Annotated in this window: 16 protein-coding genes; 10 read left to right on the top strand and 6 right to left on the bottom strand. The window is 47.6% G+C overall.

What is annotated here, in order from left to right; genetic code table 11:
• Positions 1 to 42 precede the first annotated feature (42 nt).
• Entirely contained in the window at positions 43 to 972 is a 930-nt protein-coding gene (locus tag CWM47_RS19230; protein WP_100989840.1) for a bestrophin family protein, read from the top strand.
• A gap of 183 nt (positions 973 to 1155) precedes the next feature.
• On the opposite strand, the gene CWM47_RS19225 is transcribed toward CWM47_RS19230, so the two are convergent.
• Positions 1156 to 1464: a rhodanese-like domain-containing protein gene (locus CWM47_RS19225; RefSeq protein ID WP_100989839.1), complete on the bottom strand. Its 309-nt coding sequence runs from the start codon at positions 1462 to 1464 to the stop codon at positions 1156 to 1158.
• A 197-nt stretch (positions 1465 to 1661) separates the two neighbouring features.
• Here CWM47_RS19225 and htpG point away from each other — a divergent pair, with 197 nt between their 5' ends.
• Positions 1662 to 3491: a molecular chaperone HtpG gene (gene htpG, locus CWM47_RS19220; protein WP_100989838.1), complete on the top strand. Its 1830-nt coding sequence runs from the start codon at positions 1662 to 1664 to the stop codon at positions 3489 to 3491.
• 153 nt (positions 3492 to 3644) lie between these two features.
• On the opposite strand, the gene CWM47_RS19215 is transcribed toward htpG, so the two are convergent.
• Positions 3645 to 4256 carry a DUF4126 domain-containing protein gene (locus CWM47_RS19215; protein ID WP_100989837.1) on the bottom strand — a complete coding sequence of 204 codons (612 nt, stop codon included), beginning with the start codon at positions 4254 to 4256 and terminating at the stop codon, positions 3645 to 3647.
• 154 nt (positions 4257 to 4410) lie between these two features.
• Positions 4411 to 5901, bottom strand: coding sequence for an ATP-dependent DNA helicase (locus tag CWM47_RS19210; RefSeq protein WP_100989836.1), 1491 nt, complete (start codon positions 5899 to 5901; stop codon positions 4411 to 4413).
• Between the two features lie 139 nt (positions 5902 to 6040).
• Between CWM47_RS19210 and CWM47_RS19205 the strand changes: the two genes are divergently transcribed.
• The 4 genes from CWM47_RS19205 (at position 6041) to coaD (ending at position 8639) form a co-directional block, all read left to right on the top strand.
• On the top strand, positions 6041 to 6478 hold the full coding sequence (locus tag CWM47_RS19205; protein WP_100989835.1) for a CBS domain-containing protein: 438 nt from the start codon (positions 6041 to 6043) through the stop codon (positions 6476 to 6478).
• 100 nt (positions 6479 to 6578) lie between these two features.
• Entirely contained in the window at positions 6579 to 7118 is a 540-nt protein-coding gene (locus CWM47_RS19200) for an NUDIX domain-containing protein (protein WP_100989834.1), read from the top strand.
• Between the two features lie 76 nt (positions 7119 to 7194).
• Positions 7195 to 8085 (top strand): DUF3822 family protein, encoded by an 891-nt coding sequence (locus tag CWM47_RS19195; RefSeq protein ID WP_100989833.1) that lies wholly within the window; start codon positions 7195 to 7197, stop codon positions 8083 to 8085.
• A gap of 92 nt (positions 8086 to 8177) precedes the next feature.
• On the top strand, positions 8178 to 8639 hold the full coding sequence (gene coaD / locus CWM47_RS19190; protein ID WP_100993950.1) for a pantetheine-phosphate adenylyltransferase: 462 nt from the start codon (positions 8178 to 8180) through the stop codon (positions 8637 to 8639).
• A 42-nt stretch (positions 8640 to 8681) separates the two neighbouring features.
• Here the strand turns inward: coaD and CWM47_RS19185 are convergent, their stop codons facing one another.
• On the bottom strand, positions 8682 to 9389 hold the full coding sequence (locus tag CWM47_RS19185) for an NUDIX hydrolase (RefSeq protein ID WP_100989832.1): 708 nt from the start codon (positions 9387 to 9389) through the stop codon (positions 8682 to 8684).
• A 117-nt stretch (positions 9390 to 9506) separates the two neighbouring features.
• Here CWM47_RS19185 and CWM47_RS19180 point away from each other — a divergent pair, with 117 nt between their 5' ends.
• Positions 9507 to 10796 (top strand): hemolysin family protein, encoded by a 1290-nt coding sequence (locus CWM47_RS19180; RefSeq protein WP_100989831.1) that lies wholly within the window; start codon positions 9507 to 9509, stop codon positions 10794 to 10796.
• Between the two features lie 51 nt (positions 10797 to 10847).
• The gene (locus CWM47_RS19175; protein WP_100989830.1) at positions 10848 to 11159 is read left to right on the top strand and encodes a hypothetical protein; all 312 of its coding nucleotides are present in this window, start codon (positions 10848 to 10850) and stop codon (positions 11157 to 11159) included.
• Positions 11160 to 11169: 10 nt separating this feature from the next.
• On the opposite strand, the gene CWM47_RS19170 is transcribed toward CWM47_RS19175, so the two are convergent.
• Positions 11170 to 12930 carry an ABC transporter ATP-binding protein gene (locus tag CWM47_RS19170; RefSeq protein ID WP_100989829.1) on the bottom strand — a complete coding sequence of 587 codons (1761 nt, stop codon included), beginning with the start codon at positions 12928 to 12930 and terminating at the stop codon, positions 11170 to 11172.
• A 156-nt stretch (positions 12931 to 13086) separates the two neighbouring features.
• On the opposite strand from CWM47_RS19170, the gene CWM47_RS19165 reads away from it, so the two are divergent.
• Positions 13087 to 14346 (top strand): DUF2264 domain-containing protein, encoded by a 1260-nt coding sequence (locus tag CWM47_RS19165; RefSeq protein ID WP_100993949.1) that lies wholly within the window; start codon positions 13087 to 13089, stop codon positions 14344 to 14346.
• Positions 14347 to 14399: 53 nt separating this feature from the next.
• Here the strand turns inward: CWM47_RS19165 and metG are convergent, their stop codons facing one another.
• A complete protein-coding gene (gene metG / locus CWM47_RS19160) occupies positions 14400 to 16448 on the bottom strand; it encodes a methionine--tRNA ligase (RefSeq protein WP_100989828.1) in 2049 nt (682 codons plus the stop codon).
• Positions 16449 to 16690: 242 nt separating this feature from the next.
• Between metG and CWM47_RS19155 the strand changes: the two genes are divergently transcribed.
• A complete protein-coding gene (locus CWM47_RS19155) occupies positions 16691 to 17704 on the top strand; it encodes an NAD-dependent epimerase/dehydratase family protein (RefSeq protein WP_100989827.1) in 1014 nt (337 codons plus the stop codon).
• Positions 17705 to 17765: the final 61 nt, after the last annotated feature.

Below are 17765 nucleotides of genomic sequence, written 5' to 3'. Positions count from 1 at the left end.
TTTGGGTTGTTCTATAAGGTAGTTATGCATTAATGCACCCGAATGATCATCTACAAAAACGCAGGGTTACTGCCATCTATCTGGCATTTTCATACTGGCCCCACCGCAAAAGCATTGGTTCGCCGGTTAATAGTTATTGCCATATACGTGATTCTGATCACGATTGCAGAGATGCGTTACATAGATTTACGGCTGAAAGATACCCCCGGTTCTTTTCTGAGCGCCATGGGTATATTGCTTAGTTTGTTGCTCATCTTCCGGACAAACACAGCTTACGACCGTTTCTATGAGGGGCGTCAGGCATGGGGCTCTTTAGTGAATAACTGCCGTAATCTGGCAATATTCTTTAATGCTGTATTGCCGGAAGGTGATACAGCCAGCCGCAATTTTTACGCTAAAGCTATATCTAACTTCCCGTTTGCCCTCAAGAACCACCTGCGTGATAGCAGCAATGTAAGTGAACTGGATATGGTTGAGGAAGGCGAACGGCGCGACCTGAGCAACTTCGATCATAAGCCTGCCGGGGTAGCCAATCAACTCTGGGCAAAAACGGAAGCCTTATACCGTGAAGGCCATATCTCCGAATCGCAGCACATCAACCTCAATCAATATTTAACGACGCTGATGGATGTTTGTGGCGTTTGTGAACGTATAAAAAGCACACCGATTCCGTTTTCCTATACGTTATTTATTAAGCTGTTTATCATGTTTTATGTCGTTCTTCTGCCCTTTACAGTCATGACAGCTTTTGGATACCTTACGATCCCGGCGGTTTTACTGGCTTCCTATATTCTTGTCGGACTTGAAATGATTGGCGAGGAAATTGAAGAGCCTTTTGGGTTTGAACGTAACGATTTGCCCTTGAATCAGCTAAGTCAGTTAATTCGGGTAAACGTTCATGATATTCTACAAATCAATCTGCCTCACGTCGAGAAACTGGCCGCCAAGCCCGGCTTTACGATTGTCACTTAGTACGAAGGTCGGGCGCAGATGTAGAGATAAAAAAGGATTTAACCACAGAGACACAAAGTGCACAGAGATGAAAAAGGCAAACTTTCTCATCTCTGTGCACTTTGTGTCTCTGTGGTTAAATCCTTTTTTTACACACTAATATGAACTACGTCAAGGTGTAAAGTACAGTTAAATCGAGAATAACTAATCGACGTCTTCAACTAAGCCACCATGCAGGTGGTAAATAGTTTTGCTTTTGAGCTCTGGCTGACGTAAAAAATCCTTAGCCGCCACCCGACTGCGAACGCCATTCGTACAAACGACAATCAATGTATGATAGGGGAGTAGCTCCGCTTTTCGGGTGCGTATATCAGATAAGGGTATATTCAGTCCGCCAAGGTTGAACTCATCAAACTCCCACTCATCGCGTACATCGACAACGGCCGTATGCGGTTGATGACGAAGTTTCTCCAGCTCTGACAGAGAAATGTCAGTGTAAGTATGTGCAAGCATATACAATCAACAATCTATTTATAAAGCCTGTTTGTCTGTAGTCGTAAATATACGTTTGCCGGTAGGCCTGCCCTGACGATTAATCGTGAAGTTAGACTGAATAGTAAAAAAAATCTGTCAATCTGTCATAAACGGATAGGGTGGAACAGGATTTGACGTTGCCCAGGCAAGCTCATAATCTCATTTAACAATATATTATGGAAGCAGTACAAAACGAAAAAGGGCAGATTTCGATTCATACCGAGAATATCTTCCCCATCATCAAAAAATTCCTCTATTCCGACCACGAAATTTTCCTGCGTGAATTGGTGTCAAATGCTGTTGATGCTACCCAAAAACTACGTCAACTGGCCTCGTTTGGTGAATTCGGCGGTGAACTGGGCGACTTGAAAGTTACCGTTTCGCTCGATGAAGAAGCGAAAACGATTACTATCAGTGATAACGGGCTTGGCATGACAGCCGATGAAATCAAGAAATACATCAACCAGATTGCCTTCTCTGGAGCAACTGACTTTCTGGATAAATACAAAGACAAAACGGACGATAAAGGGCAAATCATCGGTCATTTTGGCTTAGGCTTTTACTCGGCTTTTATGGTTGCCGAAAGAGTTGATATCGTGTCAAAATCGTACCGCGACGGTTCTGAGGCCGTTCGCTGGACATGTGACGGCTCAACAGAATTTGAACTGTCGCCTGCCGAACGTGCCGATCGTGGAACGGATATTATTCTGCACATCGCCCCCGATTCGGAAGAATTTCTGAATAAAGGCCGTTTACAGGGCATTCTGGACAAATACGCCCGCTTCCTGCCCGTTCCGGTTGAGTTCGATGAGAAGGTTGTTAACAATACGACGCCTATCTGGACAAAGTCACCTGCGGATCTTACCGACGAAGATTACAAGACATTTTATCGGGAGTTGTATCCAATGGGCGAGGAGCCCCTGTTCTGGATTCACCTGAATGTCGACTACCCCTTCAACCTGACCGGTATCCTATACTTCCCCCGCATCAAAAACGAACTTCGTTTTCAGCGTGAGAAAATTCAACTATACAGCCGTCAGGTATTTATTACCGACGAGGTGAAAGATGTTGTGCCCGACTTCCTGATGATGCTGCATGGCGTTATCGACTCGCCGGATATTCCACTTAACGTTTCGCGGAGCTTTCTGCAATCGGATGCGAATGTTAAGAAGATCAATGGCTACATTACCCGGAAAGTAGCTGATAAATTGAACGACTTGTTCAATGCCGACCGCAAGGCATTTGAAGAGAAGTTTGACGATATCGGTCTGTTTATCAAATACGGTATTTTGAGCGACGATAAGTTCTGGGAGAAAGCCAAAAACTTTGTATTGCTCAAGAATACAGAAGGCGAGTTTGCAACGCTCGACGAGTACCGCGAGAAAGTGCAGGCTAATCAGACCGATAAAAACGATACACTGGTACTGCTTTACACCAGCGACCGCAAACAACAGGACGCCTATATTGAATCGGCCCGTCGGCGGGGTTACGATGTCCTGTTGATGGACAATGTTATCGACGCTCACTTCATTAACGCACTCGAACAAAAGCTTGAAAAAGTCCACTTCCAGCGCGTAGATGCCGACTCGTTGGATAAGCTTATCGACAAGGGGCTGAATAATGAAAGTGTACTTTCAGAAGCTGACCAGACGAAACTGAAAGACGTGTTCGATCAGGTGCTGGACAACAAGATGCTCAATGTGAGTGTAGAGGCCCAACCCGTAGACGAACTGCCCGTAACGATCACCTTGCCGGAGTTTATGCGTCGGATGAAGGATATGTCGGCGTTATCGGGTGAGCAGTCTTTTTACGGAAATCTGCCAAATACGTATAACGTAGTTGTTAACGCAAATCACCCATTGATTGGTAAGATTCTGGCTGAAGCTGATGCCGACTCGCAAAAATCATTAGTAAAACAGGTATATGATCTGGCTCTTCTGTCGCAGAATATGCTTACCGGTTCTGAACTAACTGCGTTTGTGAAGCGGACAGTGGCTGCTCTGTGACCGGGATTTTAACAAGATTTAAAAGAGTAGACAGGATTGCTACCGTAAAAACGACAATCCTGTCTACTCTTTTAAATCGTCAATATAAAGGGTTTATGCTGGATAGCATTTTTGTTTTTATGCTAGCAATCTTATTTAATCTTTTAAATCTTGTTAAAATCCCGCAGGGCCGCCTGTGCGGTTCTGTTTCCCTGCCCGGCTGAACCAAACTTTCCTGCGAGCCACCAGCCGACCAACAATAAAAATAAGTACTAATGCAATGATGACCACCGCTACAAGTGGTAAGAAGATGCTAAAGATGGACAGGCTGAAGGAGGCAATATTTTCGCCCGTGGCTACCACAGGGTTGCCCGCTCCGCCCGTTGTAGCTGTTGAGCCAAGCCGAAGTAAACTTGTCCCCGCCTGAATAATACCCGCCGAACTTCCGCCAAGCATAAGGCCCAATCCCCAATGTAATAGAGGGTTATCAATTTGAAGAAAGGTCGTACTCAGTAACGTTCCGGCAATAATAGATGCGGGTGTGGCAATTGTGTCGAGCACATTATCTAGCCAGGGAATATAATAGCCGCCCAACTCAACCACGGTTGCAACCGTAAGGCCCAGTAGGGCAGGCCACCCGCCAAGCCACTCGAAGCCGGTCATGGTGCCAACAATGCCGAGTTTCGTAGCTGCACTGGCAATCAACAGCGGCACAAACACCCGGAAGCCGCAGCAAGCGGCCAGGCCAACGCCAATGCAGGCACTCATAATCCATTCGAGAGACATAATTTTTTCTGGTAGTTGGTGGTCAGTATACCGTATACTGTTTTCAATTTTGCTGATTTTCGGGAGCCATCATCACACGTAGTTGGCGAAAGGGGCTCACCTTATGGGCGAACTGCCGTAAACCAATTACTAAATACTGGAAGTGATTGTTTTTTTAACCGAAAAACTGCGGATTGAAATTCATCAGAAATGCTTCATCTGTAGCACGGGTTAATGCCGTATATAACCACCGGACAAATTCGTCATTGACCTGTCCTTCCGGCAGGAATCCCTGATCGACAAATACCGCGCTCCACTGGCCGCCCTGTGCTTTATGACAAGTGAGGGCATAGGCAAATTTAACCTGTAAAGCGTTCAGGTAGGGGTCGCGCCGTATGGCTTCCGAGCGCTCCTTTTTGCTTTTGATGTAGAAATAATCTTTCGCTACACTCTCATACAGCGCCTTGTATTGGTCTGCCGCCAGCGAAGGCACCGATGTATGAAGGGTATCAAGCATGATTTTAGCCTCAAAGTCAGGCTGCTCTTCATAATCGACCAAATGCAGCGTAACCGTAGCGAACCTGAACCCGTGCATATCTTCTTTATTCCTAATTTTTTGTACCTCGGCAAACTCGCCGTTGGCCAGAAATCCGGCTGGAGAGTCATCATCCAGTACGGTATAGTTGTTTCGGGCAATCATAAGCATATCGCCCGCGTCGAGTTCTTCCTCGCACTGGTCGATCATTCGCCGAACAAACTGGTTATACTGAACAGCCGTTTTGTTGGAGCGGCAGATGATAGCTGTATTCTCCCGACCATATTTATCGTAAGCGTATCGAATACCGTCTTCCAGTTTCATCAATGGCATCTTATAAATGTCATTGAATGAGCGAACATTGAGTTTAATCTCCGGCATCTCACCCGTGCCGGTGCTGGCATTATCGGTAAGGAGCGCATCAAAGCCCACCGCTTTGGGGGTAGAGGACACCCCATCGAGCAACATTCTGAGGCCGGTTGCATTATAGAGTATTCCCGATTCTTCGTCCTGACGCATGACTTCGGTCAATTCCTGTTCATAAACCGTCATGTCGAAGGCACTGGCCAGAAAGCCCCGATCCAGGGCCGGGCTCAGTTCGCGGCCAACGGGGGGAAGCTGGGCCGTATCGCCCACAAGCATAAGCTTATTGCCGGGATTCTCGAAAACAAAGTCAATCAGGTCAGTCAACAACCCTTTTCCGCCAAAGTCAGCTTCGTCCGAAATCATAGAAGCCTCATCGACAATAAACAGCGTGTCTTCGTGGTAGTTTTTCTGTCGCTGGAAGGCAAGGCTACCCGAGCCGGGGTCGGATACCTGGCGATAAATTTTACGGTGGATGGTTTGAGCCGGTTTCTTCGCGTAATTGGTCATGACTTTAGCCGCCCGCCCGGTAGGGGCCAGCAAAATCGATTTATAACCAAAGCGGGGGAGTACTTTTATAAGTGTACCGACGAGGGTGGTTTTGCCGGTACCTGCATAACCGCGTAATAAAAAACAGTCGCGATAGTGTTCAACTTTCTGGGGAGTGATAAACTGGCCAATCTGTAAAAAAAACTGTTCCTGACCCGGTGTAGGCTTAAAAGGGAAACGTTTGGCCAGCAATTCAGCGGCCGTTTGGGTTTCGTTCATGGGACTAATTTACGAAAAAAGGAGGAAAATGGAAAGGCTAAAAAAAGCCTGATTCTCAATTTTTTAATCCTTTTTTCATTTGCTCTTTCTTGCCTTCTGCCTTTTTCCTATATTCACCCACTACTAAACCTCACTCCCCATGAACATACGCCAAATACTTCAGGGCAAGTCAATTAACGCCCTCTACAGCATCTCATCCGACCAAACAGTTCTTGAAGGATTGAAGGTCATGGCCGACAAAAACATAGGTGCTTTACTCGTTGTCGATAAAGGCGTGCTAACCGGTATTTTTTCCGAACGCGACTATGCCCGCAAGGTAATCCTGAAAGATCGCCATTCCGACGATACCCGCATTGCTGATGTTATGACGGCTGATGTAATCACGATTGCGCCCGAACAGACGATTGAAGACTGTATGGTAACCATGTCTGACCGGCATATCCGTCACTTGCCCGTTATGGACAAAGGCCAGCTGATTGGGATTATTTCGATCAATGACGTGGTAACGGCAATCATACGCGACCAGAAAGTTCGGATCGACTCGCTCGAAAGTTACATCTCAGGAAGCCCATACTGATGTAGGATGTACTATGTATGATGTATGGGGTCGTGAATATTTCATACATCACACATCCTATCTCGTGCATAAATTATTCCGTACCTTTGCGTCCCCAAATATGTATTATATCGTGACGCAAGTAGTTGATAAATCCGCTGTAGATTCGCCTGGCCTGGATTCGCCCCGGGAGGAAGTACTTAAGTTGTATGGAAATCGGCTTCGGCTACGCGTTTGCGGCCTGTATCGCGAAGGGGATCAACTATTAATGGTCCGCCATCGGGGTATTGGTCCAACCAATATATTCTGGTGTCCACCCGGTGGTGGGGCGCAGTTTGGCGAGACAGCGCCAGAAGCACTTATACGGGAATTCATTGAGGAAACCGGGCTGGAAGTAGAAATTGGTGGTATGTTGTTTGTTAATGAATTTATGCTGCCACCGCTGCATGCCCTGGAGCTGTTTTTTGAGGTTAGAGCAGTCAGCGGTGTTATCCGGCAAGGTATTGACCCCGAAATGAGTGCCGATGGGCAAATAATTCAGGAAGTTCGCTTGATGAGTTTTGATGAAATCAAGAGTTACCCCCCCAATGAAGTCCATGATCTTTTTCGTTACTGTGAGTCGATGGATGATGTTTTCAAGCTGAAAGGCTATTTACAGTAAAACATCGATAATGACTTACCCGTTTTCAAAAGGTTAATTGTTTACTTAAATGCTTAACTAGTAGCTGCCCGATATTGTGCAAATCGCTTTGACCCTCACGCCCACTGTATCTATAGGATCCGACTCATTCGACCCACGGCTTACCGACAAATCGGTATTGAGCCTTGAAGTAGGGCGGGATCGTTTTCGATTTATGGTGCAGGACAAGGGTGGACGCGGTCTATATCTCAACGATTATACATTTCCATCGTTGCTGAATGACCGGTCTATGACGGGGATTTTGCCCGATGTCTTTCGGGAGCATCCTATACTGTCGGCCGGGCCCTGGCAGGAAATACGAATCGGCGTCAATTCACCTTCGTTTACACTCATACCTGCTCCGCTGTTCCGCAAAGAGTATGCGGGTAGCTATCTGGCGCTGATGCGTGGCAGTGCATTGCCGGCACATGAATTTGCCCAGTCGTTCGCTCATCAGGATGAAGGCTTTCTGTCGGTCTTTAACCTGGAACATCCGTTAGCCGATTTCTTCTCGGAAGTTTATCCGCTTCAACCCATAACCTTTGTTCATCAGGTTGGCGCGTTGATTCTGGCTACGGCTGATCTTGATCGCCTTGCACTGACACCCGATAATATCTACCTGTTTTTTGAAGATGAGTTCGTTACAGTCATCTACCGAAGCCTGCACCGGGTTCGTTACTGCAATCGCTTTGGGTACAAGAATGTGCAGGATTTAACGTATTATATTCTGTATGTACTGGATGAACAGAAGCTGAATCCCGCGTTGACCCGCGTTTCTCTATATGGAGAAATAACCCCCTTTGCTGAGGCTTATGCGGAACTGAGCCGCTTTTTGCCTTATTTAACTTTTGGTTCAATACCGCCCGGTTTACCTTTATCTCCCGAATTTGACGACCTGCCCGACCATCGCTATCTGAGTTTGTACGGGTTAGGTTTACTAAAAGAGTGAACCGATGAAGCCGTGTCGCCAGAATGGAAATGCGACTCTTACGTTCCGCTCCGGCAGACCGGTTTTACCCGCTCGCTTTTCACCCGTTCACTATGAAACGCATCGCTCTTTTTCCTGGCTCATTCGACCCTTTTACGAGAGGTCATGAGGATATTGTCTTACGTGGTTTGCAGTTATTTGATGAAGTCGTTATTGGCATTGGGCGCAATGCCCATAAAGTGCGCTATTTTCCGCTGGAGCAAATTACCGAGCTTATAGAAGGGGCTTTCCGCCACCAGCCTGCCGTTCGGGTTATTAATTACGATGACCTGACCGCCAATGTTGCCCGTACGATTGGAGCAAAGTTTCTGCTACGTGGTCTGCGTAACACAACCGACTTTGAGTACGAGAATGGCATCTCGCAGGTCAACCGATACATTTATGAAGATGTTGAGACTGTTTTTCTGATCACGTCTCCGCATCTGGCGCCTATCAGTTCCAGTATTATTCGCGATTTACATCGGTATGGGCAGGATGTCAATGAATTTCTCCCTTACCAGATAGAGAAGAAATAAAATGGTTATTTGTTAATGGGTATTAGTAAAGACAGACAACCATTAACTAATAAATTGTTTTGCTACTTCATCCAACACATACCGGATTGAACTGAAGGAGTTTGTCATTGCCAGTTTCGTTTCCCGACGGTCAAACCAGGCAACTTTCTCGATATCTTCTTCTGCTTGCGGGGCCATGCGGCTGTCGTCGATCAGTTTCATCCGGTACCATTTCGTACGTTTCAGAATTCGATTGCCGTTAAGGTTATAGGTGTGCCAGGTGGTGCAGATACGCTCGCTCACGGAGACCTTAACACCTGTTTCTTCTTTTACCTCACGAGCCGCGCCTTGCCGTGACGATTCACCATCGTCCAGTTTGCCTTTGGGAAGATCCCAAACACCCCGCCGAAACATCAGTAACATTTTGTCGCCTTTAAAGACGACGCCCCCGGCCGCTTTGATTACCTTAAATGGCTTTTTGATGGCGTCTTCGCAGATTTCTTTATCAAGGCATCCCAGTGTAACAGACAGCAATTGATTGACATCGGCTTTTTGAAGCAGCGCAAGTAATTTGCTGATGGTGGCGGGTGTAGCATTCAGGATGAGAAGGTGGCCGTGTAGCGCATCTTGCTTAAGGGCTTCTAATCGTGCGTCGACAATTTGATCATAGTCGATAAAGGCTGGATGGTTTGCCAACACAGGATTAGTAAGTTTCGCAGCGGCTTTTGGGCCAACGAGCCGAATAGGCCGGTCATTAATAAAGACAATCATCGATGAATATGCAGTTCAAAGCGTAAAAGTAACGAAACAGATGGTCTATCGCATTGTTAAACCTGTTGCAAACCAGTTCCATTTCTATATTTTTGCAACAGGCCAACCATCCTCTTTGTGGAACTTCTTATTATTTTTCTTCTGACACTGCTGAACGGCGTGTTTTCAATGTCAGAAATCGCCCTGGTATCCTCTCGCAAATCCAAATTAGAGACAGCTGCTAAAAATGGAGATCGCCAGGCGCAGGTTGCTCTCGATCTATCCAATTCACCCAACCGATTTCTGTCGACAGTTCAAATTGGCATCACGCTCATCGGTATTTTGCTGGGTATTTTTTCGGGCGATAAATTGACGACCGACGTTCAGGAGTACGTTGCCCAGGTTGAATTTATTCGCCCCTACGCGCACTCTGTGGCCGTTGTACTGGTGCTGTTGCTGCTAACCTACTTTTCCCTTGTCTTTGGCGAATTGGTGCCTAAACGGATTGGCCTGTCGAATCCCGAAGGTATTGCCAAGACAATGGCGGCTCCCATGCTTTTCCTCTCGCGACTAACCTCTCCGTTTATCGCACTGCTAACGATTTCAAGTGATTTACTGCTCAAATTGCTGAATATTCGGCCAAACGAAAGTGCTGTCACAGAAGAAGAAATTAAAAGTTTAATTCAGGAGGGAACGTCCGGCGGGGCTATTGAAGAAATTGAACAGGAAATTGTGCAAAATGTTTTTCAGCTTGGCGACCGTAAAATTACGTCGCTAATGACAAACCGGCAGGAAATTGTTTTCCTCGACATGGAGGATGACCCCGCCGAAAATAAAGCCAGGATTCTTGAACATAAACACTCGGTCTACCCGCTTTGCAATGGGGGAGTCGATGAGGTCGTTGGCCTGATTTATACGAAAGACTTTCTGGGAAGAGATCTCGAAAACGAACTACTTCATTTGAGCGACATGAAACGGGATGTGCTCTTTATTCCTGAAAACAACAAAGCCTATCAGGTACTGGAGCGGTTTCGGGAGCGCAGGCAGTATGTTGGTATAATTGTGGACGAATATGGCGGGGTGTTGGGCGTTATTACGCTGAACGACATTCTGGACGTACTGGTGGGCGACATCAATGACGATATTCATTCAGATTACGAAATTCGCGAACGCGGAGACGGTACATTCCTGATCGATGCGCAACTTCCATTTGAGGATTTCCTGTCGTACTTCTCCATTAATGTTACAGCACAGGCCCGGCGTGAATTGACCGGATTCGATACACTTGGCGGATTTGCCCTTCACATTCTGAAAGATATCCCCAAGGCCGGCGAAACGTTCGTTTGGCATAGTTACCAATTTGAAATTATCGATATGGACAAAAGCCGGATCGATAAAATTTTGGTAAAGAAAATGACCGAAGAATAAACTGCAAGGCTAGTTAATGGGTTATAGCAGAAACTAAACTCATTAACATCCATGCGACACTTCAGCCTCGATTCCAACGAGTTACCCGGCGGTACGTCCAGCCGTGTTCCTTCCGGTATGGACAATGATCCCAATGCAGATGAAGAAGTAATTGATCAGCAAGCGGGTGAAAAATACCCGAAAGTTGCGGAAAAATCTGCAAAAATTGCTCCCGATGATTTAGCCGACTCAATCGCTTATGCGCTCGACGGTAGTGGTCCTGGTCCTATGAATGAGAAGCCTAACGTATCGGGCCACAAAGTGATTACCGAAGGTACTACCGGCGCCGGGCTGAATGATGAAGAAGAAGCGTTGCGGTCGTAGGTTGCCCTGCCTATACAACTTCTTTATACTGCATCCGATATAGATTGGCGTAAAAACCTTCCTGCTGAAGTAACTCTTCATGATTGCCCTGCTCAACAATACGGCCTTTATCTACGACAATAATATTGTTTGCTTTCTGAATGGTAGACAGGCGGTGGGCAATAACAATGGCGGTACGCCCTTTCATTAATTTGCTGATCGCATCCTGAATCATTTCTTCGGTTTCGGTATCGACAGATGAGGTCGCTTCGTCCAGGACAATGATCTTTGGATCCTGAACCATAGCCCGTACGAATGAAATTAATTGTCGCTGTCCAACCGAAAGTGTTGAGCCGCGTTCCATTACGTTGTAGTCATATCCACCCGGCAGTCGTTCAATAAACTCATGTACACCAACGAGTTTGGCGGCTTCGACTATTTTCTCCCGACTGATTCGTTTATCCCCAAGGGTAATGTTGTTCTCAATGGTATCCGAAAACAGGAAAACATCCTGCAACACCACACCTATGTTCCTGCGGAGGTGGCCGAGTTCGTATTCGTGAACATCAGTACCATCAATCCGAATTTCGCCCTTGTTGATGTCGTAAAAACGGCTCAGTAGATTGATTATGGATGATTTTCCTGCACCTGTTGCCCCTACAAATGCCACGGTTTCGCCCGCATTGGCCCGGAACGAAATGTCACGCAACACCCAGTCTTCGTTGTTGTAGGCAAACCAGACATCCTTAAACTCAACTTCGCCCTTGATGGTGGTAGGAGCGAACGTGCCATCATTGACCGTGAACTCATCGCTGTCCAGCAGTTTTAAAATGCGGTCTGTGCTGACAATACCCATCTGAAGTGTATTGAACCGATCGGCCAGCATCCGGATCGGGCGAAAAAATAAGTTGATAAACATTACGAAGGCCGTAACCGTACCGAAAGTCACATCCGAACTAATAATTTGTTTGGCACCATACCACACCACTAAACCAACGGCTACTGCCGAAATAATATCGGCAACGGGGTAATAGACCGAGTAGTACCAGATGGAGCGAATATTAGCCGCGCGGTGCTCCTGATTAATGACCCGAAATTTTTCGGCTTCAATTTTTTCGCTACCAAAAATCTGGACAATGTTCATGCCCGTGATGTGTTCCTGAACGAAAGAGTTCAAGTTGGCTACGGCCGTACGAACTTCATTAAAAGACTTTTTGATCTTTTCCTTGAACACATAGGTGCTGAACAGCATAAGCGGGATGGTCGACAGACTGATGGCCGCCAGCCGCCAGTCGGTATAGAACATGACGCCAATGATCAGTATCAATTGTAGAATGTCGCCGGCAATGGCCGCCATTCCCTCGCTGAACACATCGGCCAGGGTTTCGACATCCGAAATGGAACGAGTTACCAACCGACCAATGGGTGTATTGTCAAAGAACTTGAGCCTGAGATGCAATATTTTCTGGTACAGTTGAATACGGATGTCACGAATAACATACTGTCCCAGCCAGCCCGAGAGGTAGGTGTTCAAGAATTGAATCATGGCCTGAACGATCAGAACACTAATCATGATGATCAGCATTGTCGTCAACTGCTGATAATCGCCCATCGCTATAACATTGTCGATGGTGTATCGGATAAGTAATGGGGTTAGCGGAGCCAGACAAGCCGCCAGCATGATGATGCCAATAAGGGAATAAAAGCGCGTCTGATAAGGTTTCACAAACGCATACAACCGTCGGAGGATAGCTAAATCAAAAATCCGTCCGCTTTTCTGTTCTTCGTTCACAGGGTAACTATAATGGCGAGTTCAGATTGGTAACAGTCTTTTTAGGCCGAACGTTTCAGCCTGAAGCCGATTTGATGGCGGGCTTACTTGACCTGTCAACAGTAAAAAAAAAGGACTGCCGCTTTGTTTGACAAGTACCTGAATCAAAAATATTTTATGAAACGGCGGATGTTTACCCGGCTTGCAACGGCCTTGCCGGTCACTTTGGGCATTGGAGCAACGAATACAACCAGCAATTTATCAGCACTATTGACTACCAATAGGGCAACCAGCGATGACCGGGCTTACTGGCTGCAAACGCTGTTGAAAATTGCCGATCCGGTGCTATCGGCCCTGTCGCAGAACCGTTTAAAATCCGCTATGCCGATTGAATCCGCGCCGGGCCAACAGGCAAGCCGTATTGTCGTGTCGCACCTCGAAGCTCTCGGTCGGACAATGGCGGGGCTTGCGCCCTGGCTCGAACTGAGCGCCGACGATGATGTACAGGAAAGCCTGCTTCGACAACGTTATCTGGATATGGCCCGACAGGCCATTGCCAATGGCGTTGATCCTAAATCACCTGACTACTTAAACTTCACAAAAGGAGGACAGCCGTTAGTTGATGCCGCTTTTCTGGCGCATGGGTTGATTCGATCCCCAAAATTATGGCATGCACTAAGCACAAGCGAACAAGCCAATGTGATAAAAGCCTTGCAGACAAGCCGGGTAATCAAGCCGGGCTATAGTAACTGGCTGCTATTCACGGCGATGGTCGAAGCTGCCTTACTCAAATATACCGGTTCAGGCGATGAGGTTCGGATGGATTACGCGATTCGACAACATCAGGCCTGGTACAAGGGCGATGGCGCTTATGGTGATGGTCCCGATTTTCACTGGGATTATTACAACAGTTACGTAATTCAGCCCATGTTGCTGGATGTGGTTAAAACCCTGGCAGATGCCGGAAAAGCCGAAAAGGGGTTATTTGACATGTTACTGACTCGCGCCCAACGATATGCTGTTATACAGGAGCGACTAATAAATCCCGATGGCTCGTTTGCTGCATTTGGTCGGTCGCTGGCGTATCGGTGCGGAGCGTTTCAATTACTCGCCCAAATGGCTTTGCAGGGAAACATGCCTACTGAGCTGTCGCCGGGTCAGGCACGCTCAGCACTGACGGCCGTCATTCACCGAACAATGGACGTCAACGGAACATTTGATAGCAAGGGGTGGCTTCAGATTGGCTTGTGCGGCCACCAGCCTGCTATTGGCGAAACCTATATTTCAACGGGGAGTCTGTATTTGTGTTCGGTGGCGTTTTTACCTCTAGGCTTACCCGTATCAGACCCGTTCTGGTCGGCTCCGGCAGTGGACTGGACATCCAAAAAAATCTGGTCGGGGCAAAACGTGCCTACAGACCATGCGATGAAGGGATGAGTTAATCTGGTGCGATCTGGCGCGGGTATTTACCCGTGCCAGATCGCACCAGATTAACTCACCGTTCCGCCGTTCCAGACGGCGTCGCCAGGGGCGATAAGGGCTAACTTACCATCACGATCTTCTGCCATGAGGATCATACCCTGCGATTCGAAACCCATCATTTTGCGAGGGGCCAGATTGGCCAGGAAGGTAACCTGTTTGCCAATAATCTCTTCAGGCGAAAAATGCTTGGCAATACCGCTCAGAATTTGACGTCCGCCTAAGCCATCGTCAACTTTCAGTTTTAGTAATTTGTCGCTTTTGGGTACCCGTTCGGCTTCGGTAATGGTGCCGATGCGAATGTCCATTTTAGCAAAGTCATCGTAGGTAATCTCATCCCGAAGGGCGGGGACGGTCTTCGTTTCTAACTCATTCATGCGTTTTGCATCCAGTAATTTCTGAATCTGTTTATTTATTTCGTCGTCCTCAATCTTGGCGAATAAAAGCTCTCCTTTACCCAGTTCAGTACCCTCAACCAAAAGATCGGCCCGGCCCGCATTGGTCCAGTCAAAGTGCTCAGTAATGCCCAGTTGTTTTCGTAGTTTCTCGGTTGTAAAGGGTAAAAATGGTTCGCAAACAATGCTCAGATTAGCCGAAATCTGAAGGGCAATGTTCAGGATCGTATTCGCCCGAAGCGCATCGGTTTTGACAACTTTCCAGGGTTCGGTTTCAGCTAAATACTTATTACCCAGGCGTGCTAAATCCATCAAATGCCCTAGTGCTTCCCGAAATTTATAATTGGCGATAGACTGCCCGATACGGTCAGGGAAAAGCGCAAGTTCGTCAAATACTTGTTGGTCGTACGCTGTCAACTCGCCAATGGCAGGTACCTTGCCATCGCAGAACTTCTGGGTTAATACAACGGCCCGGTTTACGAAATTGCCGAAAATGCCCACCAGTTCGGCGTTGTTGCGTGTCTGGAAGTCTTTCCAGGTAAACTCACTGTCCTTGGTTTCGGGGGCGTTGGCCGCCAGCACATACCGCAGTACATCCTGCTTGCCGGGCAACTCGTCCAGATACTCGTGCAGCCAGACGGCCCAGTTGCGCGAGGTACTTATTTTGTCGCCTTCCAGGTTCATGAACTCGTTGGCAGGAACATTATCCGCCAGAATAAAGCTGCCTTCGGCCATCAGCATGGCCGGGAAAATGATGCAGTGGAAAACGATGTTATCTTTACCGATAAAGTGGACCAGTTTGGTGTGCTCATCGCGCCAGTATAATTCCCAGTCCCGGCCCTGCTCAGCAGCCCATTCTTTGGTCATGGAGATATACCCGATTGGTGCGTCGAACCAAACGTACAGAACTTTACCATCTGCATCGGGGAGGGGCACTTTGATGCCCCAGTCGAGGTCGCGGGTCATGGCACGGGGACGCAAGCCCTCTTTCAACCACGACTGACACTGACCGGCCACATTTGTTTTCCACTCGGGGTGGCTGTTAACGTAATCTTCAATTTTAGGCTGCATCCGATCCAGCGGCAGAAACCAGTTCTTGGTTGAGCGCAGTACTGGTTTGGAGCCAGACAGCATGGAATGTGGCTCGATTAGTTCGGTGGGACTCAGGGCGGTGCCGCAGCGTTCGCACTGGTCGCCATAGGCATGGGGGTTACCACAAACCGGGCAGGTACCTACTATATACCGGTCGGCCAGAAACTGCCCGGCTACCTCGTCGTAATACTGCTCCGTCACCTCTTCGTCAAAATCGCCTTTCTCATAGAGATTGGTAAAAAACTCCTGCGAAGTTTCGTGGTGAATGTGGTTCGACGTCCGCGAATAAATATCGAACGAAATGCCAAAATCACTGAACGCCTGTTTGATCTGGCCGTAGTATTTATCAACTACCTGCTGGGGAGTAATGCCCTCTTTCTTGGCTTTAATTGTAATAGGTACACCGTGTTCGTCGGTGCCGCTGATAAAGGCAACATCTTTACCCGTCGAGCGAAGGTAGCGAACGTAAATGTCGGCGGGCAGGTAACATCCGGCAATGTGCCCAATGTGAATAGGGCCGTTTGCATAGATCAGGGCTGCCGTAACAGTATAGCGTTGGGGATTTTCTAACATAGTAGTGGTTAGTGACTAGTGGCTGATACGTAGTTCCGGCGTCTAAAGGTTAATACCAGTTATACCGCCAAACCACTAATTGACCGCAAAATTAGCAATTCAAGGCCGAACGTTGTTATGTTTACACAAACAGATGATGCCGGAAAGCCTGTATCATCTCGATTTTAAAGCCGGTCTGCTATGGAGAACACCACGCCGAATACGAATAATTTCCTTAACTGGTTTGAAATCAAAAACTTCAATTGACATCATCACTACATAATCCGGTGTTTATTACGGGCGCTACCGGTTTTATCGGTTCCCATATTGCCCGGCGGTATCTGGCCGACGGCCATTCGGTTACAGCACTTTTTCGTCCTGAAAACGGATATGGGTTGCTGACAGATGTTGCCGACCAACTTACCTGGCACGAGGGCGACGTTCTGGATATTCCCTCGCTCGAAGCGGCTATACGTCCAGATTCCGATGTTATTCATGCGGCTGCCATCGTTTCGTTTGTGCCGAAAGATCGCGACCGGATGGAAGCTATTAATGTAGAAGGCACCGCAAACATGGTTAATGTTTGTTTGAAAGCGGGCATACGGAAATTCGGCTACGTTAGCTCAGTTGCGGCTATTGGCCGCTCAACGGTGAAAGGAGGGAAGGCTGGCGAGGCTATCCTGATCAATGAAGATAATAAATGGGAAGAGTCGCCGAACAACTCCGTTTATGCCAAAACAAAGTACTGGGCCGAACTGGAAGTTTGGCGGGCTGTGGCTGAAGGACTTAACGCGGTGATGGTCAATCCAACTATCGTGCTCGGCGTGGGCGATTGGAGTCGAAGCAGCCTGCAACTCATTAAATACGTACAGGACGAACGACCATTCTACCCGGCGGGTTTAGTCAATTATGTCGACGTGCTCGACGTGACAGACGCGCTCGTCAGGCTAATGCAGTCGGAGGTGAAGTCGCAGCGGTTCATCCTCAATGGGGGCACCATTCCGTATCGTTCGTTGTTAGAACATATAGCTGCCGTATTGGGCAAACGCCCGCCAACGATGCAGATTCCACCGGTGTTAACCCAATTACTTTGGCCTTTGGAAGCCGTTCGGGCATGGGTGATGGGGAAGTCACCGCTTATTACGCGGGAAACTGCACGGTCGGCGAGTTCGATGTACCAGTACGATGGGCACAAAGTAGAGAAGGTGCTTGATTTTCAGTATCAAGCGTTGAGCGAGACCCTGAAGCGAGTGGCAACCGCCTTCGGGCAGCCTTAAAACGGTCCGTAAGTTTTCGGTTCCGGGGTTGGAGTTTTGCTTTTTTGAGTTTATATTTCAC

The organism is Spirosoma pollinicola (genome assembly GCF_002831565.1).
GTDB classification, from domain to species: Bacteria; Bacteroidota; Bacteroidia; order Cytophagales; family Spirosomataceae; genus Spirosoma; species Spirosoma pollinicola.
Note: the sequence above shows the minus strand (reverse complement) of the source record. Positions and strands in the feature narration are given on the sequence as shown.